The sequence below is a fragment of the Christiangramia marina genome (assembly GCF_048285865.1).
In the GTDB taxonomy this organism is placed as follows: domain Bacteria; phylum Bacteroidota; class Bacteroidia; order Flavobacteriales; family Flavobacteriaceae; genus Christiangramia; species Christiangramia marina.
Genome location: NZ_JBLVTK010000001.1, coordinates 596,039 through 622,477 on the forward strand (window position 1 = coordinate 596,039; position 26,439 = coordinate 622,477).

Consider the following 26,439-nt stretch of genomic DNA (forward strand, 5'->3'; position numbering starts at 1 on the left):
TTAAGCTACTGTTCCCTGGCAACTACTTCCTGCACCAGCAGTACAACCGTAGCAATGTTGTGAAATGATAATATTACGATCATTCAATATATCCTCATTATATTCACTGATATGCTGAACTTTCGAATTTACTTTTAATTCAAGCATCTGATTAAAATCACAATCGTATAACCAGCCATCCCAACTAATAGAGATCGTATTGGTGCACATCACGTTTTCGACGGCTGCAGGATTATAAGCCTCTACCAGCGCATACATATAATCTTCATAATTTTCAGAAGCTATAAGGTATTCAAGGAATCGGCTAATGGGTAAATTTGTAATTGCGAACAGGCTGCCAAAATCGATATTAAAATCTTCTTTTAAAGCTTTTTTGAAGTCCTGCTCCATCGCCTCTTGATCTGTTGGTAAAAATGCACCTGAGGGATTATAGACCAGATCCAGTTTTAGACCTGTGCCTTCCTGCGCATAACCCACAGCGTTCAGCATTTGCAGCGCCTTGATAGATTTATCAAAAACACCACTACCTCTTTGCTTATCGGTTTTTTCTCTTTTATAGAATGGCAATGAAGAAACCACGTGGACATTATGTTTCTTAAAGAATTCCGGTAGGTCGTGATATTTCTTATTAGCGAGAATGATCGTTAGGTTTGATCTAACAATGAAATCCTGAATCCCTGCTTTCGCAGCTTCTTCCACAAACCATCTAAAATTCGGATTCATTTCAGGGGCACCACCAGTAAGGTCCAGCGTATGCGCTCCGGTATTCTTGATAACTTCCAGACATTGTTTCATTGTTTCTACCGTCATGATCTCCTTACGATCGGGACCGGCATCTACATGGCAATGAGAACAAACCTGATTACACATATAACCAAGATTAAGCTGTAAGATTTCGAGTTTTTTGGGTTTAAATGGCAGATTGTGAGTTTCTGCGATCTTATCCCGGAAATACGGGAGTTCGCCTTCTTCAAATATGCCTTCGCTTAAAAACTCTAACTGGTTCTTAGGGCTTGAAAGATCATCCTTACGCGCCTTCAGGGATTTTGTGATCATATAGTTGTTTCTACGTATGTTTAGTTCTTCATTTCAGAAAAAACTTACATACTTAGCTTTTTGTATTTATTCATCATCTGCACACCATGTACAAGTGTAGCTCCACTTTCAATAGCAGCACCAGCATGAACAGCTTCCATCATCTCTTCCTTTGTAATACCACGTTGTAATCCATCCTTGGTATATGCATCGATACAATAAGGACATTTTACAACATGCGCTACCGCAAGGGCGATCAATGACTTTTCACGGGCAGAAAGCGCTCCTTCTTCGAACACTTTACCGTAGTAGTCAAAAAACTTATTTCCAAGCTCTTCGCTCCATTCAGTAATCTCTCCAAATTTTCTAAGGTCTGCAGGATCATAATAGTTTTTAGCCATTTACTATTTTCTTATATGTGTTAATACTAATAATTACGAAAAAACCGAAGCTACAGTTTTAAACTATAATACTCCGGTTATAGAAAGAATAATGAGTAAGAATAAGGCTACTATCGCGATTACTATCCATAACTTAGAACTGGAATTCTGAGTTCTGGTTTCTGTAGATTGATTGACTTTTTGTTCACTGTCACGATCTTCCTTAGGTACAGGTGATGATCTGTCTTTATCTTTATTCATAATTATAGTTTTACTGAAAAATAAACCAAATTCTTAGCCTATGGAGTCAGGCTTTTGTTTTTAACAAATTTTTTCAATTTAACCAATTTCCCAAAATTAGTTCAAGATTTACTCTTTGCTTCTGTAACTACCCTTAACACTAACGTTTTTCGCATAACCATTATCTCTATTGACAGATTCTCTATTCCAAATTCTTAATTTTTTCACACATATATTAATTTTACGAACGAAGATTTTAAGATTTTTATCTGTAAAAAGCCTATCTTATTAGGCGAAAAAATATGTTGTATTTATATGAGAATTGATGTTCAAACGCTACCGGTTAATGAAATTGTGCAAAATATAGCGCAATCGCTGGATGCAGATATACAAAATCGTAGCGGCGAACTTCTAGTTGAAATTCCTTCAGAGTATGGTGAAGGTACTATTCGAGGCATCAGTTTTGACTCCGGCATGGGCTATATTACCTACAATTGTAAATTTTCGCAGGATGTTGAAATTCATTTCTCTCTAAATACTGTACACCCCTTAAAATTTATTTTCTGCTCTGAAGGGAATATTAGTCATTGCTTTCAGCATAGTAATGATGAGCATAGTATTGACACCTACCAGAACATCGTTGTGAGCAGCAGTGGTTATGACGGACATATCTTATATTTCAAAAAAGATGTCCAAACTCATGTTTCAAGCCTGGAGATCATAAGATCTGTCTTTGCACATCGTTCCAATTATGATTTTAAAGATCTTGATCCAACCCTAAAGGAACTATTTAAAGATGCAGTATCGAAAAAGCAATTTTTCTACCAGGGGAATTATAGTATAAAGTCGGCAGACTTAATGGACGAGATCAATACCAAGGATTTTACAGGATTTCTTCGTAACCTGTTTCTGGAAGGCAAAGCTTTTGAAATGCTTACTATTCAGATAGACCAGTATCAGGATGATGAGAATGGCGAGAATCTGCCAAAGATCTTAAGAAAGTCTGATATTGAAAAGGTGAATTATGTCGCTAAAAGAATTCAGGGTGATCTTAGCACAAATCTTTCCGTAGAAACCCTTGCGAAAGAGGCTGGAACTAATGTAAATAAACTTCAGGAAGGCTTTAAGTATGTTTACGATCTTACTGTAAATAAATATATGCAGCATATTAAATTAGAAGCTGCCAAAGAAATGCTCAAACTTTCAGAAAAGAACATCTCAGAAATTGTAACATCTATCGGACTCAACAATCGTAGTTACTTCTCTAAAATTTTCAAAGAGAAATATGGTGTGAGTCCTAAATATTTCCTGCAAACCAAGGCTAGTATCAAAGAAGAAGAATTCGAAGAAAACTAAGATCTATCTCTTAAAAATTTCTGCGGAATTACCTCCTGATCGAAACTCCATAAATACGGCAGTAGGAAATAGACTATCAGGCTTAGCAATACTATGCTGACTATATTCATCCATATACCTGTTTTAATCATATCTGGAATCCTAAGATAACCGGAACCAAATACCACTGCGTTCGGCGGAGTTGCCACAGGAAGCATAAAGGCACATGATGCTGCCAGAGTCGCGCCAACCATCAAGAAATAGGGATGTAGATTCAATGCGATAGCCATTGATGCAAGAATTGGTAGCAACATAGCTGTGGTTGCCAGGTTTGAGGTGACTTCTGTAAGAAAATTTACTGCAGCAATCAATACAACCACAAGTAACAATAATGGTAAATTTTCAAGATTCGTTAGTTGCTCTCCTATCCAGATTGCCAGACCGCTTTCTCCAAAACCTTTTGCGAGTGCCATTCCTCCTCCAAATAATAAAATAATTCCCCAGGGAATTTTAACCGCCTCTTCCCAGGTAACCAGTTTTCTTTTGCTCTTACCTGCAGGAATTAGAAATAGAGCTACAGCCGCGATCATCGCGATAATGGTATCGTCTATGAACGGCAATATTGGCTGTAAGAGATAGCTTCTGCTAACCCAGCCAAATGCAGTAATAGCAAAAACTGCTAAAACTCTTTTCTCCTGTATGCTCATGTGACCCAGTTCAGCTTTGAGTCGGTCGATCTCTGCCTTCCCTCCCGGAAATTCAGTTTGTGTAAAACTAAAAGCTTTGCTGGTAAGATACTTCCAGCATATAAAAAGTAGAATGATAGAAACAGGCAAGCCCAGAATGATCCATTTCGTAAAGCTAATCTCAACCCCATATATTTCTTCAACGATTCCGGCAAAAACCAGGTTTGGAGGAGTCCCAATGAGTGTTGCCACTCCACCTATAGATGCACTGTAAGCAATAGCTAACATAAGGGCTTTTCCAAAAATCATGTTTTCATTTTCCTCACTTGCCGGGTTGTCCTTTAACTGACTGATAATTGCAGTCCCGATAGGAAGCATCATTACCGAAGTAGCAGTATTGCTAATCCACATGGATAGAAATGCCGTTGCCACCATAAATCCCAAAATGATCTTTTTAATATCAGCACCTATAAACTGAATGATATTTAAGGCGATCCTTCTATGTAAACCCCACCTTTCGATAGCCACTGCGAGTATGAATCCACCTAAGTACAGGAAGACATATTTGTGACCGAATGCTGCAGTGGTATCTTCTATACTCACTGCTCCGGTGAGTGGAAAAAGTATAATTGGTAATAGAGCAGTTACCGCAATGGGAATTGCTTCTGAAACCCACCAGATCGCCATCCACAAAGTTATACAGAGAACATCAAATGCTGCCTCAGGCATAGAGTTAGGTGTACCTAACAATTGTAAAATAACATAAAGAAGTGGCCCCGCTACTAGCGCTATTAATTTGAATCTGGAATTCATACATTTCAAAAAGCTGAAGATATAGATTATTTCCTTTTAGCAAAAGTCAAATAAGAAAGCGATAAATCAGTTTATGAAGAATCCAGAGAAGCTTAGAATCAATTTAACGATACAGGTCGCTGAAAAAAATGTATTCCAGACAATAACAGACCAGAAGGAGTTGAGCAAAATTTTTATTTCTGAAGCAAGTTCAGACCTTGAAGCAGGTAAGCAAATCTCCTGAAAATTCCCGGAACTCAAGTTCTGTAATTTTCTAATGAAGTGCTTAAAGTGGAGTATCCCGAATTATAATACTAACCCGGGAAGGTGCGGAAAATCACATTACCATGATAACTTTCGAACTTACTGAAATAAAAGAAACCAAACATTGGATTCAGTTTTAGAAGAAGGAATACAAAATGACGCTAAAGGGATTGCCTGGCTCGGCAGAAACTCAGAAGGTCAGGCAAATTTCCTGGCCTGTCTGAAAGCCTATTTTGAATAAGAGATAAATCTCAGGGAAGGTGCTTTTAAATTCTTACGAAATGATCAAAAACTCCAAATAAAAAAACCCGGCAATTTGCCGGGTTTTCTGATTATATGAAATAATGATTACATCATTCCTGGCATACCGCCGCCCATTCCTTGTGGCATTCCACCTCCGGCATTGTCTTCCGGAATATCAATAAGCGCACATTCGGTTGTAAGGATCATTCCAGCAACTGAAGCTGCATTTTCCAATGCTACTCTGGTTACTTTCTTAGGATCGATAATACCAGCTTTCAGCATATCTACATAAGTATCTGTCTTGGCATCATATCCGAAGTCATTCTTACCTTCCAATACTTTGTTGATCACTACTGAACCTTCACCACCAGCATTTTGCACGATAGTTCTTAATGGAGATTCGATAGCTTTGGAAACGATCTGTACCCCAGTTGCTTCATCAGCATTTTCAGTTTTGATCTTGCTAAGTACAGCCTGAGCTCTAACTAATGCAACACCACCACCTGCAACGATACCTTCTTCTACAGCCGCTCTGGTTGCGTGAAGTGCATCGTCTACTCTATCTTTCTTCTCTTTCATTTCAACTTCTGAAGCTGCACCAACATAAAGTACGGCAACACCACCAGCTAATTTAGCCAGACGCTCCTGAAGCTTTTCTCTATCGTAATCTGAAGTAGTAGACTCGATCTGAGATTTGATCTGGTTTACTCTGCTCTGGATATCATCATTGTTTCCAGCTCCGTTCACGATGGTAGTATTATCCTTGTCGATCGCTACTTTTTCAGCAGTACCCAACATATCGATCGTAGCATTCTCTAAAGTAAATCCTCTTTCTTCTGAAATTACAGTACCACCGGTAAGGATTGCGATATCTTCCAGCATTGCTTTTCTACGGTCACCAAATCCTGGGGCTTTCACTGCAGCGATTTTCAATGATCCACGAAGTTTGTTAACTACCAGTGTAGCAAGAGCTTCACCATCAACATCTTCAGCAATGATCAATAAAGGCTTTCCAGACTGAGCCACTGGCTCCAATACAGGAAGTAGATCTTTCATTGAAGAGATCTTCTTGTCAAAAAGAAGGATATATGGATCTTCAAGATCTGCCGTCATTTTCTCAGAATTTGTTACGAAGTAAGGAGATAAGTATCCTCTATCGAACTGCATTCCTTCCACAACATCAACATAAGTCTCTGTTCCTTTAGCTTCTTCTACAGTAATAACACCTTCTTTACCAACTTTTCCGAATGCCTGAGCGATCAAATCACCAATAACATCATCGTTATTAGCAGAAATAGAGGCCACCTGCTTAATTTTTTCTGAAGAGTCACCTACTTCTTTAGTTTGCTTTGCAAGATCTGCAGTAAGAGATTCAACAGCTTTGTCGATACCACGTTTCAGGTCCATTGGGTTTGCACCTGCAGCAACGTTCTTTAAACCTTCTTTTACAATAGCCTGAGCAAGAACGGTAGCAGTAGTTGTACCATCACCAGCAAGATCGTTGGTTTTAGAAGCTACTTCCTTCACCATCTGAGCTCCCATATTTTCTAGAGGATCTTCAAGTTCGATCTCTTTAGCTACAGTTACACCATCTTTAGTTACAGTTGGTGCCCCAAAAGATTTACTAATAATTACGTTACGACCTTTAGGTCCTAAAGTTACTTTTACAGCGTTCGCTAATGCATCAACACCACGTTTGATCCCATTACGAGCCTGAATGTCAAATTTTATATCCTTTGCCATTTCTATTATTTTTAATTTTCTATAGTTAGACTACAGAATAATTGGTTAATTAATTTCTAGATTATAAACTCCAGCGGCTGCTGGAAAATTGAAGTGAAACTTATACTATCGCTAGTATATCATCTTCCCGCATGATCAGATAATCCGTTCCTTCCAGTTTTAGCTCTGTTCCGGCATATTTACCATAAAGAACTGTATCACCTTCTTTAACTGTCATCTCATGATCTTTGGTACCTCCACCAACAGCTACAACTTTACCTTTTTGAGGTTTTTCTTTAGCTGTCTCCGGAATAATGATACCAGAAGCAGTCTTGTTTTCTGCAGCAACAGGCTCAATTACAACCCTGTCTGAAAGCGGCTTAATGTTTAGTCCCATTTTATTAAATTTTATTATTAGGTTAATTAATTTTTTAAATACGGGAGACATATTTCTAAAATTATGCCAGCTCTATTTCTCTGCCATAAGGCAAAAAAAAATGCCAGCTTGTCATAAGCTGGCATTTACAAATGTTGTTGAGTATCTTATCTACTGCTCACTGTCAGTTTGTGTCGCTGGTTGAGCTGCAGGCATTTCAGTATTTACAGGTTCGTCGCTTTCGAAAACCCTTGTTCCAGCTTCTGCTGGCTTATCCATAATAGCTACGTTAGAAAGCAGGATCAAAACAAGCAATAAAGTTGCAAGAGTCCAGGTAGATTTATCTAAAAAGTCTGTCGTCTTTTTAACTCCTCCCATTTGCTGACCTCCGCCGCCAAAAGAAGAAGATAGTCCTCCACCCTTAGGGTTTTGAACCATGATCACAACTACCAGCAAAAATGCTACGATAATTATTAAAGCTAAAAATATAGTGAATGTGCTCATTCTTAATCGTTATTAGTGTCTTGTAATTTTTCTATTGCCCGAATTTGGTCTGCAAAGAAACCACTTTTTTCGGGATTTTTCAAAATTAATATTTTATATGCCTGAATGGCTTTTTTATAGTTTTTCTGCTCTAGGTAAACACGTGCTAAAGTCTCTGTCATCAGAGATTCCTGGCTGGTCATGGAATCTTCGGCAAGATTGCTTTTGGATACAGATTTTACCGGTTTGATCTTAGGATTTTTAGCAATAAACTCTTCAATAAGATCAAATTTTCTCTGGCGATCTTCGTCTTCAGGTTCATCTGCCTCGTTTTCTCTTTTTACAGGTTCTGCCTTGGTTAATTTTAACCATTCTGAAAATGAATGAGATTCCTTTTGATCAAACTCCAGAGGTTTTCCAATCTCCAGGTTCTCTTCCTCGGAAGATCCTTTGGTAACCTCAACATCTGAAGAACTATCTTTCATCTGAGCACGTTCGAACAATGCAGGATCCATAACGCGTTCAGATTCAGACTGCTTCATTTTGATCGCGTCATCCAGATCTATGCTTCGCCTTCCATGAACTTCTTCATGTTCGTAAACCGTCATTTCCTTCAGTCGGTCTTCCTGCTGCCTGATCTGTCTCGCGATCGTGTTTTGATTAAATTCTTCAGAAGTAATAAAATCAAAAAGAATGTCACGGTCTGTTGTATAGGCCGCGGTTATCTTTAATGCTGAATTGTAGCTGAATTCCTGATGTTCTTTCAGCCCCTTCAGCCTTATAGCACGACCCGCCTGGAAATAGGGTGCTTTCTCAAGCAAAATTTCCAGTTCCCGCGTTTGTTCTTTAGTAATTTCCGCAGGAGAATTTAATAAATCGATGAGTGCTTTTTTTTCCATTACCAGTCGGTAAGCGCTGCGTTAAAAATATCCTGCGTAATTCTCGTATATATCTCGTCCAGTGCCGTCTCCAGGTTTGCCCCGATCAATTGTTGCTGTGCCGGATAATCATAATAGAAAGAAAAACGCTTTTCAAAATCCTTTTCCGGTTCCAGTGTGTTGTAATAACGAACGTTTACCGCAATCGTCAGTCTACTTTGCGCAGCGGTATTTTCAGCAGTTGCAGACATTGGCGACACATAGAACTGTGTGATTTCACCTTCAAAGATCAAATCCCCATTGGTATTGGTAAGACTCAAACTTGTTTGATTCTGAATAAGGTCCTGCAAAGAGATCGTAAATGCACGGTCTATTCCCGGTTCCACAAGATCTGCATTATTCTGGAAGAAATTTACCTGAAATGTTTCGGCGTCTCCAGTGTCTGCTCCCGTAAAAGAATATGACATACAGGAAGATAAGCTCAAACTCACCAGTAATACCGTGATAATGCTAAGAAATCTTGTCATTAATTATAGATTGTATTGTTTGATCTTTCGATATAAAGTTCGTTCACTTATTCCTAATTCTTCTGCTGCAGCCTTGCGCTTCCCACTGTGTCTTTCCAGCGACTTTTTGATAAGCTCCAACTCTTTGTCCTGAAGCGAAAGTGTTTCTTCCTCTTCAATTTCTTCAGCAAAATAATACTTATCCTTTTCTTCCTGACTTGGTGATGAAGAATTCTGTTGCGGAATTTGCAGCACATTCAGCTCATCTTCATCAATATCAGCTTCATCAATATCATCACCGCTATTCCCGTAGATCTTTTCGATAAGACCTTCATTCTCATCCTGAACCTGCTTGCTGTCTCCCTCCTGCATCAACTTCAGCGTTAATTTTTTCAAATCGTTCAGGTCACTTTTCATATCGAACAAGACCTTATAAAGAATCTCTCGTTCATTGCTGAAATCCCCTTCTTTCTTTTTATCTGAAATTACTGCGGGTAGATTGCTGCCAATATCCGGAAGATATTGCCTTAGTTCATCGCCGCTGATATTTCTCTTCTGTTCCAGAACGGAAACCTGTTCTGCAATATTTCGCAACTGCCGAATATTTCCTCCCCAGCGATATTTCAATAACAAAGCCACAGCTTCATCATCAAGTTTGATCGTGGGCATCTTGTATTTCAATCCAAAATCTGAAGCAAATTTCCTGAAAAGCAGATGAATATCACCTTTTCTTTCCCTTAACGGCGGCAATGCAATTTCCACCGTGCTTAAACGGTAATAGAGATCCTCGCGGAATTTGTCCTTTTTGATGTTTTCGAACATATTGATATTTGTAGCAGCTACGATACGAACATCGGTTTTTTGAACTTTTGAGGAACCCACTTTTATAAATTCACCATTTTCCAGCACACGAAGCAATCTTACCTGCGTTGGCAATGGCAACTCCCCCACTTCATCAAGAAATATGGTTCCACCATCGGCTACCTCGAAATAACCACTTCTGGTTTGAGTAGCACCGGTAAATGCACCTTTTTCGTGACCGAACAGTTCACTATCGATAGTTCCTTCAGGAATTGCTCCACAGTTCACTGCGATATACTTCCCGTGTTTACGATGAGAAAGCGCATGAATGATCTTCGGAATACTTTCCTTACCTACGCCACTTTCTCCGGTAACAAGTACTGAAATATCTGTTGGCGCAACCTGAATTGCCTTTTCTACTGCACGATTAAGTTTTGGATCGTCTCCAATAATTCCAAATCGCTGTTTAATTGCCTGAACTGATTCCATTTAAAACTTCAGTATTATTAGACATTCTTCAGTACAAGTGAGAAGAACGTCATTATTCTCGTTAATTATTATCACTATACCCCACTGGCTCCCCTATAAGAGTAGCACTGGTACAGTCCTTTATTTTTACATTTACAAAATCACCAATTTTATAATTTTGCTTGTCAAATACCACCACGGTATTTTGTGAATTTCTACCACTCCAGTGTTGATCAGATTTTTTGGATTCTCTTTCGATCAGTACTTCGGTAATTTCACCCAGAAAACGTTTTGTCCTTTGTTTACTATGCTTCTGCTGAAGATCTACGATCTCCTGAAGGCGTCTTTTCTTCACCTCATGTGGCACATTATCTTCCAGCTTTCTTTCAGCCATGGTCCCGGGTCTTTCAGAATAAGCATACATAAAGCCGAAATCATATGTAATTTTCTCCATTAGAGATAAAGTATCCTGATGATCTTCTTCAGTTTCGGTTGGAAAACCGGTAATCATATCCTGAGAAATCCCGCAATTCGGGATCATTTCCCTGATGTTTCTAATAAGCTCGAAATATTCTTCACGGGTATGCAGCCTGTTCATCGCCTTTAAAATTCGGTTACTTCCAGATTGTACCGGTAAATGTATGTAGTTACAGATGTTAGGATATTTTGCTACCATTTTGATCACGTCCAGCGTCATATCCTGCGGATTGGAAGTAGAAAACCTGATTCTCATTTTGGGATGTGCTTCTGCAACAAGTTTTAGAAGCTGAGAAAAATCTGTAGCGGTCGCCTTCTGAATTTCGGTAGCATTTTTAAAGTCTTTTTTGAGTCCGCCACCATACCAAAGATAACTATCTACATTCTGGCCTAATAATGTGATCTCTTTGAAACCTCTCGTTGCCAGATCGTTCACCTCTTCAAGAATACTTTGAGGATCACGACTACGTTCGCGACCGCGGGTAAACGGTACCACACAAAATGTGCACATATTATCACAACCGCGGGTAATGGATACAAATGCTGAAACGCCATTACTTTGCAACCGTACTGGAGAAATATCTCCGTAGGTTTCCTCCTTACTTAATAGAACGTTCATCGCACTACGTCCTTCTTCAATTTCATTCACAAGATTTGGCAGATCCTTATAAGCATCTGGTCCCACGACCATATCCACGATCTTCTCTTCTTCCAGGAATTTACTTTTTAGGCGCTCTGCCATACAGCCCAGCACTCCCACTTTCATTCCCGGGTTTATTCTTTTTACCGCATTGTATTTTTCCAGTCTTTTTCGAACTGTTTGCTCCGCTTTATCACGAATCGAGCAGGTATTGACCAGCACAAGATCTGCCTCTTCTAACTTTTGGGTAGTATTAAAACCCTCTTTACTAAGAATGGAAGCAACAATTTCTGAATCACTGAAGTTCATTGCGCATCCATAACTTTCAATAAAAAGTTTCCGGGTATTTTCAGGCTTAGGCTCCAGTACTAAAGAGTTCCCTTGCTTTTTCTCGTCTATTGTCTTCTCCATAAATCTATACTAAACTCCGGGTTTTTAGAAACGCAAAGATAGAACTAAACAAAGTTCTGACAAAGTGACAGAAAAAATTTTCTTAAATCCTACGCAACCTTTTCGAAAGTATAGCATCTAACAGATACCTAACCACAATTACACATGAAAAATTTACTTTTTGTGTTACTATTATCACCACTATTCCTCTTCACTTCCTGTGAGGAGGATAGTGATGATGAGTTCACTACAGTTGCAGTACCCGTGACTCAGTCCATCGCTGATTTTCGTGCCTCCGTAGAAATTCAGGCTCCCCGGGAAATCAAGGAATCGGGAAAGATCTACGCCTGGCAGAATTATATATTTATCAATGACAAAAACGAAGGTGTTCACATTATCAATAATACCGATCCATTCAACCCGGTTAAAGTTCAATTTCTCAAGATCCCAAGAAATACCGATGTGGCTATTAGAAATAATATGCTATACGCAAATAATGGGATGGATCTGGTGGTTTTCGATCTTAGTGACATGAGTGCTATTCAAGAAGCAGGCAGGATCAAAGACATTTTTCCTAATTACTTTCGCAATCCACCACCAGGGCAGGTAAGTTTCGTAGACTTCGAAAACTTTGATCATAATACTGAAGTTATTATAGGCTATATCACCGAATCCCGAAAAATAGAATATGCCAGAGGTGATCTGGTCAACGAGCCTTTCTTCTCAGAAGCAGACGGTGGTGGATCTGGTACTGGCGGTAGTATGGCCAGGTTTACAATTAATGACGAATTACTTTATATAGCTGAAGAAAGCGAACTCTCTGTAGTGGACATTAGCAATTCTTCTAATCCGGTTGAGCTAACTAGTGAATATGCTGGCTGGAATATAGAAACGATCTTCCATTACCAGGATCATCTATATCTGGGTAGTGCCACTGGAATGTATATCTATGATCTTGAGAACCCGGAGTCTCCCCAACAGGTTTCTTTCCTTCAGCACGTATTGGGCTGTGATCCTGTAGTAGTAAAAGACAATTACGCATACGTGACCATTCGTGGTGGCAACAATTGCGGTCAAAATTTTAATCAGTTGGATGTTGTAGATGTTTCAGACAAGAGCAATCCAAGAATTGTAAGTTCCTATGAAATGAATAATCCCTTTGGCTTAGGCGTAAAGGATGACTGGCTTTTTGTTTGCGATGGCGATGAAGGGCTAAAAATATTTGATACTAAAAACACCCCCGATCTTAGTCTTGTAGATCAATTTACGAACATTAACACCTATGATGTCATTCCTCTTGATGACAAGTTGCTAATGATCGGGGATAATACACTTTCCCAATATTCCTATAAGGGTAACGAGGTTAATTTAATTAGTACATTCTCTTTGAATTGATAACCCTTTTTTTGTTTGGTTTTTTGAAAAATCCCCGCTGCCCGGGGATTTTTTGTTATTTATCATGTTGATAATGGGTATCAAGAAAATGATAACGAGCTTCAATTTCTGAGTCTTCAACTTTGAAAACAGCATCCATTATTAAGACCGGAGTTTTATCTTCGGAAGACCTAATTGACGGCCATTTCAAGAGTTGATTTCTGTTAGGATTGCCTGTTTTGACAAAGTTTACCAGGTATTTCTGAATGTTTTCAGAAATACTAAAATCATCTTCAGAAAGATTCGCATTGTCAGCACCATAAAGATTCCCAAGAAAATACTCAATTTCTGAAGCATGCGGTGCTCCTACTGAAGTATTTACCGGATTGTCATCTGAAGAAGGCTTGATTCTTTTGAAAAAATATCGGTATACCGGTTGATCTGAATTATTAGCGTGTAGATCTGCCCATTTCCAGGTGCTGTAGGATATAAATCTATCGGAGGCTATATCTGTCGCAGCTAAACGAACATCGCCATCTGTCTTAGCAGGATAAAGCTTCATTGCCTGTTCCCATTTATCTGGAAATGTTTCCTTCATTCTCGCGGTATATTTCGTTTTGATCATATTACTATCCTGCAAAAATGCTTCAGCACTCATTTCAGCTGAATTCCACCCCACCAAAAGTGGAATTTGAGCCTGTTCTTTATTACTGTAAATTTCGGGCAAACTTTTCGGTAAGAAATAATCATCGATAACGGCCGGGAAACCAAACCTACCGGACTGATTATAAACTTTGAAAATAGAATCTGTAGGCAAATTTCTAAACTCCTGGAATGTATAACCGGTTTGCTTCACAAAGTCTTCTCCTATTTTTTCCGCTTCTTTTAAGCGAACTGGCGGTAAAGCTGGATTTATAGCTGCTCCACTTTCGCCAATCGCCCCGGCAAGCATAGCTTTAGATAAAGGAGAAGCCATTTGCATGCTAACTGAAATAGATCCTGCAGAATCACCGCCGATACTAATTCTTTCTGGGTCCCCACCAAAATGAGCTATATTCTCATAAACCCATTTAATGGCCGCAGTCTGATCAAGCAAACCGTAATTACCTGAGGCATTGTAAGACGATTCTTTTGAAAGCTCGGGATGTGCCAAAAATCCAAATATGTTCAGCCTGTAATTTACAGTTACGGTAATAATTCCCTTTTGCGCTAGTACCGCACCGTCATACCGGGGTTCAGAACCATCGCCGGCGACAAATCCTCCGCCATAAAAATAAACTAAAACTGCCATCTTGTTATCTGGATCAACATCAGGGGTCCAAATATTCAGATACAGGCAATCCTCACTTTTGCCATTTCTGCGATAGACCATGTCGCCAAAAACGTTTTCCTGAACTGCCGAAGGTCCAAATTGTTTGGTTTCTTTAATCCCTTTCCAGGGATCAAGGTTTTGAGGGGCTTTCCAACGAAGCTCATTAACCGGAGGCTTTGCTTAAGGTACACCTAAGAATATGCTTAGATCAGTCTTCTTGTCGTAATTCCCCTGTACGATTCCGCAACTCGTATTTACCTCAACACTAGACTGCGAATTACCTTTCAGAACAAAAGCAAATAGAAAGATCAGAGACACTAAGGAATATATAATTTTCATGGAAATCAACTTGATTCCCTAAATATACGATAAGCTAGTATTTCTTCTTGCTAATTCTGTTACCAGTAATTTGACGCTGAGCTTTACTTTTGAATCTGCTAACTTCATCACTTCTTAACTTCTCATGTTTTGTCTTTCTACCCTGAACGCGTGCTCTCCATTTTCTCCAGTTTTTTGGATGCATTTGCTCACGCATAAACCTTATGACTTCCTCTTCTTTTAAACCGAATTGAAATTCGATGGCTTCGAAGGTAGTTCTGTCTTCCCAGGCCATGGCGATTATTCGATCTATCTGCCTCTCGTCTAGTCCAAATTCTTCTGCGATCATAATTATGTTTACTTTTTACGTCTCAAAGTTAAACAATTAATTTACAGGAAATAAAAAACCCTCTACATTTCTGAAGAGGGTTCCTATATAAATTTGATTCTAACTATGCCTGAAATGGCTCAATAGAAACATAAGATTTGTCATCTTTCTTCTTAGTGAATTTCACTAGTCCGTCAACTTTAGCGTGTAAAGTATGATCTTTTCCAGCGTATACGTTTTCACCTGGACGGTGAGCAGTACCTCTTTGTCTTACGATAATATTTCCCGCAACAGCAGCTTGTCCACCAAAGATCTTCACGCCTAAACGTTTCGATTCTGATTCTCTACCGTTCTTGGAACTACCAACTCCTTTTTTATGTGCCATTTTATTTCGTTTTTAGTAGTTTAAACTAGCTTAATGCAGCAATTAATTCTGCTTTTTTCATTGAAGAATATCCTTCAATACCTTTATCTTTAGCCATTTCTCTCAGTTCTGCAACTGTATTCTGACTTAGGTCGTTGGAAGATTCTTCTTTTTTATTTTCCTTCTTAGGCTCCTCTTTCTTAGCTGAAGTGGATTTTGATCCACCTTTAAGATCGATACCTTCGATAAGAATTTCAGTAAGTGCTTGTCTGTGACCATTTTTGGTTCTGTAACCCTTACGTCTTTTCTTCTTGAAAACGATTACTTTGTCTCCTTTTAGGTGACGGTTGATCTTTGCTCCAACCAAAGCTCCTTCTATAGCCGGGGCGCCAACAGTAATGTTATCTCCATCTGCAGTAAGAAGTACCTTATCAAAAGAGATACTGTCTCCTTCTTTACCTGCTAGGCGATTCACATAAACTCTCTGGTCTTTTGCAACTTTAAATTGCTGCCCTGCTATCTCTACAATTGCGTACATAGCGTATAATTAGTTATATAAATACTTAAAAAATCACTTCCGTTTTCACGCAAGCGGGTGCAAATATAATTCTAATTAATTAATTGACAAAGGTTTTTGTCTTTTTCAAAATTGATTAAAGCGTGTGCTTCTTTGCTTCCTTAGTATTCCATGAATCTTTAAATAATTGCATGTATGCCAGTGTAAGAACCAAACTTGTAGCAAATCCCATAACAGCTACCACAAATAATACCACACCAATACTGGTGTTGTAATCTGTAATCCAAACCGTAATTAGATCATCTAAGAAACCTGGATTAATTTCCGTCGAATAAACGCCAAAGAAGATCGTAAATATAATGGTTGCATTAAAGCCCGTTAGCAAACTGGCCATAAAGCCTTTTTGATATTTAAATTTATTTCCTTTATGAAGTCTATAATGCTTAACGGCCTCAAACATTCCGTAAGCCATGATCACCCCATTGAATAAGCTATAAATTGGCTGATTGTGAGCATCAAATAATGAAAGAATTAGAAAATAAGCAATAAGACCGGCGGCAACAGCCACACCGTATTTAATAGGAATACTGAATTTACCCATAGCAAAGTTGGTTTTAGACGTAAATTTCCTAAAATTACAGCGTTTATTGCCTTAATAGCTTGTTAATTTTAACACATTTCGCACAATCTCGATAATAAGCTTATTTTAATGTAACATTTTCATAGCTACTCAAACTAATAATGGCAATTGAAAAAACCTTAAAAAAATGATTAACAAACTAGGACTGTTATTCTGCTTTTTCTTGATTGGAATCGTAGGATTTGCTCAGGAAGTAGAATTTACTGAGTATGATTTAGACAATGGGCTGCATGTGATCCTGCACAAGGATAACTCTGCTCCTGTTGTAACCACATCTGTAATGTACCACGTTGGTGGAAAAGACCGTGAAGACGGAAGAACAGGAATGGCTCACTTTTTCGAGCACCTGTTATTCGAAGGGACCGAGAACATTCCAAATGGAAAGTGGTTCGAAATCGTTAGTTCAAATGGTGGTAGCAACAATGCTAATACCAGCCAGGACAGAACTTATTACTATGAAGTATTCCCTTCAAATAACCTTGAATTAGGATTGTGGATGGAATCTGAAAGAATGCTACACCCAATTATCAAACAAAAAGGTGTAGACACTCAGAATGAAGTGGTAAAAGAAGAAAGAAGACTACGTATGGATAATTCCCCTTACGGTAACTTATTGCCGGCTATGCAGGAGAATATGTTCCAGAATCACCCTTATAAAGATCCAAACATTGGCTATATGGCAGATCTTGATGCGGCTACTTTAGATGAATTCAAAGCTTACTTCGATAAATACTACGTGCCTAACAATGCCGTATTGGTTGTTGCCGGTGATATTAAGATCGATGAAACCAAGAAGATGATCAAAGATTACTTCGGCCCTATCCCTTCAGGAGATGAAGTTACCAGAGATTTCCCGAAAGAAGAGCCAATTACCGAGCAAATCAATGCCAAGTCTTATGACTCAAACATCCAAATCCCGGCTTCTGTAATTGGATACAGAACTCCGGCTTTTACTGAAAAAGATTCTTACGTTTTGAATATGATCTCTGATTACTTAAGTGATGGTAACAGCTCTAAATTATACAAAAAACTGGTAGATGAGCAGAAGCAGGCACTTCAGGTTGGAGCTTTCAACTTAGAGCAGGAAGATTACGGGATGTACCTAATTTTCAGTATTCCTCAGGGAGAAACACAACTGGAGACTTTAAATACCGAGATCGAAGAAGAGATCGCTAAATTAAGAAGTGAACTTATTTCTGAAAAGGATTTCCAGAAGCTTCAGAACAAAGCAGAAAACAACTTTGTAAATTCAAATTCAAGTGTTGCAGGTATCGCTAACTCTTTAGCCAGAAACTACCTTCTTTACGGAGATACTGATCTTATCAACGATCAAATTGATATTTACAGAAATATCACCAGAGAAGACATCAAAAGAGTTGCTTCAGAATACTTAAAGCCTAACCAAAGAGTAGTGCTTGAGTATTTACCAGCCAGCGAACAGCCGGAATAATAATTAAAAAATTGAAAACAATGAGAAAAAATATACTAACTCTGGCAGCGTTTGCAACGCTAACAGTCGGAGTTTCAGCTCAAATTGACCGTAGCCAGATGCCCGAACCGGGTCCTGCTCCAAAAGTAAATGTGGACGAACCTGAAACTTTCAAGCTTGATAATGGAATGCAGGTAATGATCGTGGAAAACAATAAGTTGCCACGTGTTGCCATGTCTTTAAGATTTGACAATGCTCCGCATGCAGAAGGTGCCAAAGCAGGTGTTTCCGGACTAACCGGTGACCTTATTGGAACAGGAACCAAGAACATGTCTAAGGATGAATTCAATGAAAAAGTTGACTTCCTTGGTGCACGTCTAAATTTTTATGCTGGTGGTGCTAATGCAAATACACTATCTAAATATTTCCCTGATGTGCTAGCTTTAATGGCAGATGGAATCATCAATCCTGAATTTACTCAGGAAGAATTTGATAAGTCTAAAGCGAGAACTATCGACGGACTAAAAAGTAGTGAAAAGGATGTTTCTTATAACGCTCGTAGAGTTCGCTCTGCTCTAGCTTATGGTAAAGATCACCCTTACGGTGAATTCTCTACGGAAGAAACTGTAAACGCAGTGAAACTGGAAGACGTTAAGTCTTATTACAAAACCTGGTTCTCTCCTAAGAACGCTTACCTGGTAGTTGTTGGAGATGTAGATGAAGATGACGTAAAAGATCTTGTAAAAAAGAACTTTTCTTCATGGACCGGTAAAGCGACTCCGGAAGCTAAAATGCCTGCAGTATCTAATGTAAAGCAAACAGAGATCAACTTTGTTGATATGCCAAACGCTGTACAATCTGAAATCGCTCTTGTAAATACGATCAACCTTAAGAAAAAGGACGATGATTACTTCCCGGTTCTTGTAGCTAACAAGATTCTTGGTGGTGGTGGTGAAGCAAGATTATTCCTTAACCTTCGTGAAGACAAAGGTTATACTTATGGCGCTTACTCAAGTACTGGGAATGATAAATATGCTTCAACTTTCGTAGCCAGTGCAAGTGTAAGAAATGAAGTTACAGATAGCTCTGTAGTTGCATTCCTGGACGAGGTTTACAAAATGAGAAACGAGATGGTAACAGATCAGGAACTGGCTAATGCCAAAGCTAAGATCACTGGAGATTTCGTTCTTTCTTTAGAACAGCCTTCAACTATTGCAAATTTTGCGATGGAGATCGAAACTGAAGATCTTAACGATGATTTCTACGAAGAGTATCTTGAAAGAATCGACAAGGTTACTAAAGCAGACGTTCAACGTGTTGCAAAGAAGTATTTCCTGGCAGACAATTCTAGAATTGTGATCGCCGGTAAAGGTGCCGATGTATTGGAGAATCTTGAAAAGATGACCTATAAAGGTAAAACTTACCCGATCAATTATTATAACAGATTTGGTGAGAAAACTGAAAAGCCAGAGCAAAAACAAGTTGATGCTGATATGAGCGTTGATAAGGTATACAACAAGTATATTGAAGCTATTGGCGGTCGTGAGGCTGTCGAAGGTATCGAAAGTGTAAAAATGATCGCTAGTGCAAATGTTCAGGGTAGAGAACTTGGACTTGACATGACTAGAACTGCTGCTGGAAAATTAAGCCAGGAAGTAACTATGGGTGGTCAGGTTGTAAGCAAGCAGGTGTTTAATGGTGAGACAGGTTTCGTAATGCAGATGGGTCAGAAAATGCCATACAACGAAGACCAGATCAAAGCTGCAAAAACAGATGCTGATGCTTTTCCAGAATTAACTGTTGGTGACGCTAAGATCGAAGGGATCGAGCAGGTAGATGGTAAAGATGCTTACGTAGTAAGTACTGATGAGACTACAAAGAATTACTATGCTGTAGATAGCGGACTAAAAGTACAGTCTGTAAAAACGGTTAGCCAGGGAGGCCAGACAATGAGCATTCCAACTGGTTACGGTGATTACCAGGAAGTAAAAGGAGTGAAATTTCCTTTCACTATCTCACAAAGTATGGGACCACAATCTTTTGAATTTAAAGTTTCAGAAATTATGGTGAACGAAGGAGTAGAAGATGCAGATTTCTCTGTAGAATAATTATTTCTTCTGAAGAATATGAAAGCCCCGTTTCCGGGGCTTTTTTTATTTGGTGTTATTTCTTCTTCCGATAATATTTCTTGAGCGATTCACAATGAATACACCCAGCAGTATCACTAATGCCGAAATTAACTGCCAGAAACTAAAGACCTCTCCATCCAACATTCCCCAGCCAAGAGCAACAACTGGAATAGTATAAGTAACTGAAGTAGTAAATACAGGATCTGAGATCTGTATCAATTTATTGAAAATGATCATTGCCACACCGGTCCCTATGACCCCTAGTATTCCTACATATACAAGCGATAATTCAACTTTAGTAGTAATAGGCTCCAGTTCAAAAAATCCTGAAAAATACAGGATCAAAAGAGCTGGAAATAAGAGCACGAAAAAGTTCCCCGCTGTAATTCCAAGCGGACTTATATCACTCATCTTAGTCTTGAGAATATTTACGTTTACAGCGTAACATGCCGTTGCCATAATCACCAGCAGACTATAAAAGTAATTTTGATCCGGATTGATACTCGCCCCGCTAAGGATGAGTCCGAAGGTTCCTAGAAGGCCAATGATCACGCCGGTGATCTTATTCTGTGTGACTACCGCTCGAAAGAATGCAGCGCCCACTATCAGGGTTAATAATGGAGTGGTCGCATTTAATATAGAAGCGATGGCACTATCGATTTCGGTTTCAGCAAAAGCGAAAAAATAAACCGGAAAGAATGATCCTAGAAATCCTGAAATTACGATCCATTTCCATTGTTTCCCATTCAGTTTCATCAAACTTCGGAAACCTACGAATATTAGAAACAGTGCTGCAAAGATGATTCTGAAAGACCCAACCTGCAAAGGACTCAATCCTACAAGTGCTTTTTTAATAAGGATAAAGGAACTACCCCAAACAATAGAAAGAATGATAAGATAGATCCACTTAATGTTTTTCAAACCTGAAATTTTAGTCCGGCGAAGATAATTTTTAAATCTTATGAAAACATAAAAAAACCATCCCGCAGTACGGGATGGTCTATATCTAAAATCAGCAATATTACTGGTTTTCTGTAAGCGGAATTGGAAATTGCTCAAATACATCATCCCCTTCCCTGTCGGTTGGTAATTCATCCAAACGATCATACCTGCGCACATCCAGCCAGCGATGACCTTCAGCAAACAACGAATATCTTCTTTGCATAAGCATCTCATCGATAAGAGAAGCTTCAGAAGAATCACCATCATAATCATCCAGTCCTGCTGAATTCCTTATTAGATTCAAAGCTTCTACAGCTTCAGAAGGATTCTGATAAATATTTGCTTCTGCATAAAGAAGTATTAGCTCCTCATTTCTTATGATCGGGATCGCATCTATATTGGAAGTATATCTGAAAACAGCATAATCTCCTGTTAGAAAATCGAAGGTTAAAGGTTCACTTCGCTGGGCAACTTTACTAAGTCGCTCGTCTCCATCCTCAGCATCGGTCACGAAATCTGGCTGCACGATCCTTGCTCCGGCTGTTGTCGCTTCGACAGGAAAGAACAATGGATTCAGGATATCAGTTTGATCTGCACTAAAGTTATAGTAAATACCCTCATCAAGCATGGAAGCATCCAAAGTGAGAAAACTATCTTCCAGGTAATCCAGTACCGCAGGAAAATCTTCCTGATAGGCCGCTACCCTCGCTGCAATCGCTTTATTTGCCTCTAAGAATGATCCAGGAGTATTGAAACCTGAAAAGCCAGAAGTAAGCGTAAATGGATAGGAATCGCCTCCATTCTGTAGATCTCCCGCCGCCTCATCAAGCAAAGCTCTTATAGCAGTAAGCGCTGCATCATAACCTAAGAATGACCCCAGATTATTTTCATCACTCGCCTCTACTCGAACACCGTTTTGGTAGGTAAGATTCAAATTAAGCAGCAGTTCGTGCGCTTTCACAGTCTTTAAAAAACCTTTGGTTGCGCTAATCTCTGAGTCTGAAAATTGAGCTGAAACGTCCTGACCTTCTATAAATTCAAGGATCAAGTTCACATTTTTCACAGTTCTGTACCTGGCCGCCCATGGATTGGTAATATAAAAGGTATTATTATCCAGCACCGCGTTTTCTTTTCCTAAAAGATCTGCAGTAAATCGTGGATCTGAACTGGAAAATCTCCAGTATTCACGGCCTATCACGCCAAGATCATCATAATAAGTCCCGAGGCTTACGCGCATACTGTAAAGCACACCGCCAACCAGATCCTGAAGATCACCTCTGGTTAGATTGTCACGGAAAGCATCTACTTCCGGATTATTAAGGTCTGAAAACTCTTCAACATCGCAAGCCTGTAAACCGCTAATTAAAAAGAAGAGTATGAATATTTTAGTTAATGTATTTTTCATCATCTACGTATTAAAAATTAACTGCTAAGTGAAAAAGAAATCTCTTTGAAGAAGGGAATGGAGTTACATCAACTCCGGTAAAAATTCCGTTTGCTCCAAAGTTGGATACTTCAGGATCATAACTGTTATAATCAAAAATGTTGATAAGGTTGGTACCCGAGAATCCAAGTTTGATATTATCTATAGTGCCGTTCAGGAAATCATCATAAACTTCCGCAGGAATATTATAGTATAAACCAAGCTCACGCATTCTTAAGTATGAAGCATCTTCTACAAAAACCTCTGCAGATGATCCTAATTGACTCACCCTGTAAGGTCCGTTTCCAACCTGACCGTCTGGATCGAGATCTACAGTATCATAATCGTGACTGGTTCCATTAAGGTCGGTTAACAAAGTTGTAAGATTCACGTTCTCTCCACCGTTTTTCCATTGCCATACAAAGGAAAGATCGAAGTTCTTATAAATTAGCTGAGAGTTGAAACCCATTTGAAAATCTGGTTCGGCATCTCCAAACTTCTGAAATCCATTTTCTCCGGGATTTGGTCCAATTCCAACTATTTGCGTGGCGCTCGATCCTTCTTCAATTCTGAAGGTTCCTAGAGTGGCTCCAAAAGCTCCAATGTTGAAAGGATCTACGTCAAGCCTGGTAATTTCTGAAGTATTCTTGTAGAAATTCACTCCAAGATTCCAGGTGAAATCTTCTGTGGCAACAGGGACCGCATCTAACGTTAATTCTATACCACGGTTTCTTAACTCCCCGGCATTTACAAATTCACTGGTAAATCCTGAAGAAGGTTCCAATGCGGCCTGAAGAATTAGATCTTCAATGGTTTTGATATAATAGGTAGCAGAGAAATTAAGCCTGTTTTTAAAGAAGCTCACATCTGTACCAAATTCAAGTTCTTTCTGTCTTTCAGATTCAAGATTACGATCTCCACGCACTCCAATTAAACTTATTCCAAGCAATCCATCTGTAGAAAAGGTATTATATGAAGTGAAAAGTGCTCCAAATGGCGGGAAATTTCCAGCCTCCCCGTATGCTGCTCTTAATTTAAACTGACTCCACGGACTGCTTTCATTCCAAAATCCGAATTCGTTAAGATTTACAGCTACAGATGCCTTTGGATAATAATATAACTCGTTCGCATCACCATTATTAGAAGACTTATCCCCTCTAAGACCTACCGTTGCGATGACTTTATCCTGAAAATTCACCTCTTCCTGAACAAAGAAACCAGAATCTTCCTGCAGCAATCTCGTTTGATTCACGCCAGTATTTGCCGCCTGATCTACATTGGTTTCAGAAGCAACAAGACCGGTAGCAGAGATCAATTGCGTATTCCTGTCAAAATTCTCTCTGGTCACCCCAGCCTGAGTACGGAAGTTGAGATCGTTCCCGGTGAAATAATTATGGACCAGGAATGCTGATAAGTTGTAGTTCTTGTTTTGAGTATCACCCTGAACAGCCACCCCATTCAATCCACCATTAGATGGCTTCTGAAATTGTAGGGATTTTGGAAATATCGCTCTGGTTTTGAGTCCGTAGAAATCAAGACCTCCACGAAGGATCAACTCGAGATTAGAACTTTCAGCAGTATAAAGATCAACATTAGCGGTTCCACCTACAATGAACCTGTTCACGGTCTCATTATTTCGAACCTGATCTCTGGTTTGTAAAGGATTGGAAGCTCCGGCAGGATTATCTGGATAAACACCATCTTCATTAGGGAATAGCTCAAGCCACGGTGTAGTTCCGGTAAGCGTCACCCCAATCGTAGTTCCTGAGTTATCATTATTAAAAAAACCTCTATTCGCAGATGAATGTGCATAACTGGAACTTAGTCCAAGCTTAATGAAGTCGGTTGGTCTATGGTCAAGATTCAATCTCAGGGATGTTTTCTTGTAACCTGTCCCTTTAACGATACCTTCCTCATCATTATGAGTAATCCCGGTATAAAATCGAGTCTTTTCACTACCTCCGCTCATACTGAAGTTCGTGATGCTAATAAGTCCTTTTTCTCCAAAGATTTCTTTTTCATAATCTACAAGTCTGCCTTCCTGCTGAGCTTCCAGGAAACTTGCCGCGGCTTCATCGCCAAAGCTATCGCGCACACGCTGCTCGTTATAGTCGCGAAGACCTAAAAGATTGTTTACTTCTGTCCAGCCTGTAGCCTGAGAGAAATTGAAAATAGTTTCTCCAGCCTTACCTTTTTTAGTAGTAATGATGACCACCCCGGCGGCGGCCCTGGAACCATAGATGGCTGCGGCAGATGCACCTTTAAGTATTTCGATATTAGCAATATCTTCAGGGTTGATATCTGCGATCCTGTTTGACGGGTTATCCTGGTTGGATGCACTACCCCCTGCAGCTGCTGCAGATACTACGTTTAGCCCGGCTGCGATAGAACTATTGTCAATATATACACCATCAATAATATAAAGTGGTTGTGTATTGCCCTGAATAGAGGTCGCACCACGAAGTTTTACCGACAGACCACCACCTGGCGCTCCGGAATTTGCACTTACCGTTGCTCCTGCGAATTTACCATATAGTGCACCATCAAGTGTGGGAGGAGGCGTTCTACCTGATATTTCACTTGCAGAGAGGGATGACACAGCATTCGCCGCATTCGCACGTTTTACTGAAGTTGCCAAACCTGTAACGACCACTTCATCGAGGGTAGCTGAAGATTCAACAAATTGAATAGTCATAGGGGAATTGGAGGTCACCCTGATTTCCTGAGTCTCAAATCCCAGGTAGGAAAAAACTAAAGTAGTAGGCAGAGATTCTACGCTAAGACTATAATTACCATCAAAATCACTCGTGGTCCCGTTCGTGGTTCCTTTCTCGATCACGTTAACGAAAGGTACCACCTCACCAGTAGCTTCGTTAATGGTCTTACCCTCCAGCACTTCCTGTGCACATATAATTGTTGGGGTAAGCAGAAAGAGAATTAACCTGAGAGATACCAAATAAAATTGCCTCATAATTAATGTATTTATGGTTACATTAACAATATAAGACCTTTTTTACTAAATAATTAAGAAATATATCGGTGAAGTACGAATAAAAAATCAATTCCACTGAAGACTTTCCATTAATTGTCTTATATCCTGTTTAAGGTAATTAGCCGCAGGAACGATGGAATCGTAATTCGGCAAACTATTGAAGTATACAGAACCAGTAATAAAATGATCTGTACTATCTGTTAGATAAAACTGCGCCTGGGAGGCGGCGTTACCTTCTACTTCATATAACATCCCGAAGGTTCTATGAAGGCTGTTCGTATACACATCCCCTTCTATAGCATCTGCTTTTACAGTATGTTGTAATGGTAGTTTCTGGGCATCGGTAAGTAAAGAGTCGAGATTATTCCGAACAGGCTGATATGTAAGAAAAATCACCCCATTCATAGCATCATAATTAATGTTGATCCAGCACGGAATTTTATTTCTTGAAGGCGAAATTCGAGCGTCAATGTTTTTCTCAAATGTGTACGGGCAACCAATATTAACCTGTTCATAGTGTGCATCGGGATACTCCAGCGCAAGGAAGGCTTTTGGTTTTGGTTGCACCTCGTCCTGACAGGAAACAACTAAAAACAAGAGACTTATTATAAAGAATAATTTTCTCATACGGGAGCAATGTTCAGCTTGATTTGCTTGATCCTTTTATCGTCGATCACTTCAATTGAGAACGTATAATTCAGAAATATGATGTCGTCATTTTTCTTTGGAAAACCTCCGGAGATCTCAAGTAAGAATCCAGCCAAAGTATCTGCCTCTCCTTTTTGATCTTCAAAAACCGTAGGATCTTCGATTTTGGTGATTTTGTAGAAATCTTTAAGCGGAGTTTTCCCTTCGAAGACGAAGTTATTTTCGTCGAGTTTGGAATAGATAAGGTCTTCGTCATCAAATTCATCACTAATATCACCAACAATCTCTTCTATTATATCTTCCAGGG

General features: G+C 39.3%; 25 protein-coding genes and 1 pseudogene. 5 read left to right on the top strand and 21 right to left on the bottom strand.

Annotated features, from left to right (window positions below; all coding sequences use genetic code 11):
- The 3 genes from arsS to ACNKXS_RS02745 form a co-directional block, all read right to left on the bottom strand.
- On the bottom strand, nt 1-1,056 hold the full coding sequence (gene arsS / locus ACNKXS_RS02735; protein ID WP_417919523.1) for an arsenosugar biosynthesis radical SAM (seleno)protein ArsS: 1,056 nt from the start codon (nt 1,054-1,056) through the stop codon (nt 1-3).
- Between the two features lie 44 nt (nt 1,057-1,100).
- A complete protein-coding gene (locus tag ACNKXS_RS02740) occupies nt 1,101-1,436 on the bottom strand; it encodes an arsenosugar biosynthesis-associated peroxidase-like protein (protein WP_141878980.1) in 336 nt (111 codons plus the stop codon).
- Between the two features lie 63 nt (nt 1,437-1,499).
- Nucleotides 1,500-1,676: a hypothetical protein gene (locus ACNKXS_RS02745; protein ID WP_295178331.1), complete on the bottom strand. Its 177-nt coding sequence runs from the start codon at nt 1,674-1,676 to the stop codon at nt 1,500-1,502.
- Between the two features lie 294 nt (nt 1,677-1,970).
- Here ACNKXS_RS02745 and ACNKXS_RS02750 point away from each other — a divergent pair, with 294 nt between their 5' ends.
- Entirely contained in the window at nt 1,971-3,011 is a 1,041-nt protein-coding gene (locus tag ACNKXS_RS02750) for an AraC family transcriptional regulator (RefSeq protein ID WP_417919524.1), read from the top strand.
- On the opposite strand, the gene ACNKXS_RS02755 is transcribed toward ACNKXS_RS02750, so the two are convergent.
- Nucleotides 3,008-4,489, bottom strand: coding sequence for an SLC13 family permease (locus tag ACNKXS_RS02755; RefSeq protein ID WP_417919525.1), 1,482 nt, complete (start codon nt 4,487-4,489; stop codon nt 3,008-3,010). The two genes, ACNKXS_RS02750 and ACNKXS_RS02755, sit on opposite strands and share 4 nt — an antisense overlap.
- A gap of 73 nt (nt 4,490-4,562) precedes the next feature.
- On the opposite strand from ACNKXS_RS02755, the gene ACNKXS_RS02760 reads away from it, so the two are divergent.
- On the top strand, nt 4,563-4,712 hold the full coding sequence (locus ACNKXS_RS02760; protein ID WP_417919526.1) for an SRPBCC family protein: 150 nt from the start codon (nt 4,563-4,565) through the stop codon (nt 4,710-4,712).
- Nucleotides 4,713-5,080: 368 nt separating this feature from the next.
- Here the strand turns inward: ACNKXS_RS02760 and groL are convergent, their stop codons facing one another.
- The 7 genes from groL to miaB all read right to left on the bottom strand — a co-directional run bounded on the left by groL (nt 5,081) and on the right by miaB (nt 11,737).
- Nucleotides 5,081-6,718, bottom strand: a complete 1,638-nt coding sequence (gene groL / locus ACNKXS_RS02765; RefSeq protein WP_295178339.1) for a chaperonin GroEL — start codon at nt 6,716-6,718, stop codon at nt 5,081-5,083.
- A 100-nt stretch (nt 6,719-6,818) separates the two neighbouring features.
- The gene (locus ACNKXS_RS02770) at nt 6,819-7,094 is read right to left on the bottom strand and encodes a co-chaperone GroES (protein WP_026913982.1); all 276 of its coding nucleotides are present in this window, start codon (nt 7,092-7,094) and stop codon (nt 6,819-6,821) included.
- Nucleotides 7,095-7,244: 150 nt separating this feature from the next.
- Nucleotides 7,245-7,577: a preprotein translocase subunit SecG gene (gene secG / locus ACNKXS_RS02775; protein WP_417919527.1), complete on the bottom strand. Its 333-nt coding sequence runs from the start codon at nt 7,575-7,577 to the stop codon at nt 7,245-7,247.
- A gap of 2 nt (nt 7,578-7,579) precedes the next feature.
- Nucleotides 7,580-8,455, bottom strand: coding sequence for a hypothetical protein (locus ACNKXS_RS02780; protein ID WP_417919528.1), 876 nt, complete (start codon nt 8,453-8,455; stop codon nt 7,580-7,582).
- Nucleotides 8,455-8,961, bottom strand: coding sequence for an LPS assembly lipoprotein LptE (gene lptE / locus ACNKXS_RS02785; RefSeq protein ID WP_141878988.1), 507 nt, complete (start codon nt 8,959-8,961; stop codon nt 8,455-8,457). The genes ACNKXS_RS02780 and lptE overlap by 1 nt, the downstream gene beginning before the upstream one ends.
- Nucleotides 8,962-8,964: 3 nt before the next feature.
- Nucleotides 8,965-10,230 (bottom strand): sigma 54-interacting transcriptional regulator, encoded by a 1,266-nt coding sequence (locus tag ACNKXS_RS02790; RefSeq protein WP_295178348.1) that lies wholly within the window; start codon nt 10,228-10,230, stop codon nt 8,965-8,967.
- A 61-nt stretch (nt 10,231-10,291) separates the two neighbouring features.
- Complete coding sequence (miaB, locus tag ACNKXS_RS02795; protein ID WP_417919529.1) at nt 10,292-11,737, bottom strand: tRNA (N6-isopentenyl adenosine(37)-C2)-methylthiotransferase MiaB; 1,446 nt, start codon at nt 11,735-11,737, stop codon at nt 10,292-10,294.
- Nucleotides 11,738-11,881: 144 nt separating this feature from the next.
- Here miaB and ACNKXS_RS02800 point away from each other — a divergent pair, with 144 nt between their 5' ends.
- Nucleotides 11,882-13,111 carry an LVIVD repeat-containing protein gene (locus ACNKXS_RS02800; protein ID WP_417919530.1) on the top strand — a complete coding sequence of 410 codons (1,230 nt, stop codon included), beginning with the start codon at nt 11,882-11,884 and terminating at the stop codon, nt 13,109-13,111.
- A 55-nt stretch (nt 13,112-13,166) separates the two neighbouring features.
- On the opposite strand, the pseudogene ACNKXS_RS02805 reads toward ACNKXS_RS02800, so the two are convergent.
- From ACNKXS_RS02805 to ACNKXS_RS02825, 5 genes and pseudogenes are all read right to left on the bottom strand, one after another.
- A pseudogene (locus ACNKXS_RS02805) lies at nt 13,167-14,570 on the bottom strand (carboxylesterase/lipase family protein); the annotation flags it as partial.
- A 205-nt stretch (nt 14,571-14,775) separates the two neighbouring features.
- Complete coding sequence (locus ACNKXS_RS02810; RefSeq protein WP_417919531.1) at nt 14,776-15,069, bottom strand: TIGR03643 family protein; 294 nt, start codon at nt 15,067-15,069, stop codon at nt 14,776-14,778.
- Between the two features lie 103 nt (nt 15,070-15,172).
- A complete protein-coding gene (gene rpmA / locus ACNKXS_RS02815) occupies nt 15,173-15,433 on the bottom strand; it encodes a 50S ribosomal protein L27 (protein WP_417919532.1) in 261 nt (86 codons plus the stop codon).
- Between the two features lie 25 nt (nt 15,434-15,458).
- On the bottom strand, nt 15,459-15,950 hold the full coding sequence (rplU, locus tag ACNKXS_RS02820) for a 50S ribosomal protein L21 (RefSeq protein WP_417919533.1): 492 nt from the start codon (nt 15,948-15,950) through the stop codon (nt 15,459-15,461).
- 115 nt (nt 15,951-16,065) lie between these two features.
- Nucleotides 16,066-16,530: a DUF4199 domain-containing protein gene (locus ACNKXS_RS02825; RefSeq protein WP_141878997.1), complete on the bottom strand. Its 465-nt coding sequence runs from the start codon at nt 16,528-16,530 to the stop codon at nt 16,066-16,068.
- A 166-nt stretch (nt 16,531-16,696) separates the two neighbouring features.
- On the opposite strand from ACNKXS_RS02825, the gene ACNKXS_RS02830 reads away from it, so the two are divergent.
- Nucleotides 16,697-18,019: a M16 family metallopeptidase gene (locus ACNKXS_RS02830; protein ID WP_417919534.1), complete on the top strand. Its 1,323-nt coding sequence runs from the start codon at nt 16,697-16,699 to the stop codon at nt 18,017-18,019.
- 20 nt (nt 18,020-18,039) lie between these two features.
- Nucleotides 18,040-20,106, top strand: a complete 2,067-nt coding sequence (locus ACNKXS_RS02835) for a M16 family metallopeptidase (RefSeq protein WP_417919535.1) — start codon at nt 18,040-18,042, stop codon at nt 20,104-20,106.
- 45 nt (nt 20,107-20,151) lie between these two features.
- On the opposite strand, the gene ACNKXS_RS02840 is transcribed toward ACNKXS_RS02835, so the two are convergent.
- The 5 genes from ACNKXS_RS02840 to ACNKXS_RS02860 form a co-directional block, all read right to left on the bottom strand.
- The gene (locus tag ACNKXS_RS02840; protein ID WP_417919536.1) at nt 20,152-21,048 is read right to left on the bottom strand and encodes a DMT family transporter; all 897 of its coding nucleotides are present in this window, start codon (nt 21,046-21,048) and stop codon (nt 20,152-20,154) included.
- Between the two features lie 100 nt (nt 21,049-21,148).
- Nucleotides 21,149-22,474, bottom strand: coding sequence for a RagB/SusD family nutrient uptake outer membrane protein (locus ACNKXS_RS02845; RefSeq protein WP_417919537.1), 1,326 nt, complete (start codon nt 22,472-22,474; stop codon nt 21,149-21,151).
- A gap of 10 nt (nt 22,475-22,484) precedes the next feature.
- Nucleotides 22,485-25,463 (bottom strand): SusC/RagA family TonB-linked outer membrane protein, encoded by a 2,979-nt coding sequence (locus ACNKXS_RS02850; RefSeq protein WP_417919538.1) that lies wholly within the window; start codon nt 25,461-25,463, stop codon nt 22,485-22,487.
- 87 nt (nt 25,464-25,550) lie between these two features.
- A complete protein-coding gene (gldD, locus tag ACNKXS_RS02855) occupies nt 25,551-26,111 on the bottom strand; it encodes a gliding motility lipoprotein GldD (RefSeq protein WP_417919539.1) in 561 nt (186 codons plus the stop codon).
- A partial coding sequence (locus tag ACNKXS_RS02860; RefSeq protein ID WP_417919540.1) for a transporter associated domain-containing protein occupies nt 26,108-26,439 on the bottom strand: 332 nt, incomplete at its 5' end. The genes ACNKXS_RS02860 and gldD, both read right to left, overlap by 4 nt.

Coding starts and splice junctions, on each gene's coding strand:
- arsS (WP_417919523.1), bottom strand. CDS start 1,056: ATGATCACAAAATCCCTGAAGGCGCGTAAGGATGATCTTTCAAGCCCT.
- ACNKXS_RS02740 (WP_141878980.1), bottom strand. CDS start 1,436: ATGGCTAAAAACTATTATGATCCTGCAGACCTTAGAAAATTTGGAGAG.
- ACNKXS_RS02745 (WP_295178331.1), bottom strand. CDS start 1,676: ATGAATAAAGATAAAGACAGATCATCACCTGTACCTAAGGAAGATCGT.
- ACNKXS_RS02750 (WP_417919524.1), top strand. CDS start 1,971: ATGAGAATTGATGTTCAAACGCTACCGGTTAATGAAATTGTGCAAAAT.
- ACNKXS_RS02755 (WP_417919525.1), bottom strand. CDS start 4,489: ATGAATTCCAGATTCAAATTAATAGCGCTAGTAGCGGGGCCACTTCTT.
- ACNKXS_RS02760 (WP_417919526.1), top strand. CDS start 4,563: ATGAAGAATCCAGAGAAGCTTAGAATCAATTTAACGATACAGGTCGCT.
- groL (WP_295178339.1), bottom strand. CDS start 6,718: ATGGCAAAGGATATAAAATTTGACATTCAGGCTCGTAATGGGATCAAA.
- ACNKXS_RS02770 (WP_026913982.1), bottom strand. CDS start 7,094: ATGGGACTAAACATTAAGCCGCTTTCAGACAGGGTTGTAATTGAGCCT.
- secG (WP_417919527.1), bottom strand. CDS start 7,577: ATGAGCACATTCACTATATTTTTAGCTTTAATAATTATCGTAGCATTT.
- ACNKXS_RS02780 (WP_417919528.1), bottom strand. CDS start 8,455: ATGGAAAAAAAAGCACTCATCGATTTATTAAATTCTCCTGCGGAAATT.
- lptE (WP_141878988.1), bottom strand. CDS start 8,961: ATGACAAGATTTCTTAGCATTATCACGGTATTACTGGTGAGTTTGAGC.
- ACNKXS_RS02790 (WP_295178348.1), bottom strand. CDS start 10,230: ATGGAATCAGTTCAGGCAATTAAACAGCGATTTGGAATTATTGGAGAC.
- miaB (WP_417919529.1), bottom strand. CDS start 11,737: ATGGAGAAGACAATAGACGAGAAAAAGCAAGGGAACTCTTTAGTACTG.
- ACNKXS_RS02800 (WP_417919530.1), top strand. CDS start 11,882: ATGAAAAATTTACTTTTTGTGTTACTATTATCACCACTATTCCTCTTC.
- ACNKXS_RS02810 (WP_417919531.1), bottom strand. CDS start 15,069: ATGATCGCAGAAGAATTTGGACTAGACGAGAGGCAGATAGATCGAATA.
- rpmA (WP_417919532.1), bottom strand. CDS start 15,433: ATGGCACATAAAAAAGGAGTTGGTAGTTCCAAGAACGGTAGAGAATCA.
- rplU (WP_417919533.1), bottom strand. CDS start 15,950: ATGTACGCAATTGTAGAGATAGCAGGGCAGCAATTTAAAGTTGCAAAA.
- ACNKXS_RS02825 (WP_141878997.1), bottom strand. CDS start 16,530: ATGGGTAAATTCAGTATTCCTATTAAATACGGTGTGGCTGTTGCCGCC.
- ACNKXS_RS02830 (WP_417919534.1), top strand. CDS start 16,697: ATGATTAACAAACTAGGACTGTTATTCTGCTTTTTCTTGATTGGAATC.
- ACNKXS_RS02835 (WP_417919535.1), top strand. CDS start 18,040: ATGAGAAAAAATATACTAACTCTGGCAGCGTTTGCAACGCTAACAGTC.
- ACNKXS_RS02845 (WP_417919537.1), bottom strand. CDS start 22,474: ATGAAAAATACATTAACTAAAATATTCATACTCTTCTTTTTAATTAGC.
- ACNKXS_RS02850 (WP_417919538.1), bottom strand. CDS start 25,463: ATGAGGCAATTTTATTTGGTATCTCTCAGGTTAATTCTCTTTCTGCTT.
- gldD (WP_417919539.1), bottom strand. CDS start 26,111: ATGAGAAAATTATTCTTTATAATAAGTCTCTTGTTTTTAGTTGTTTCC.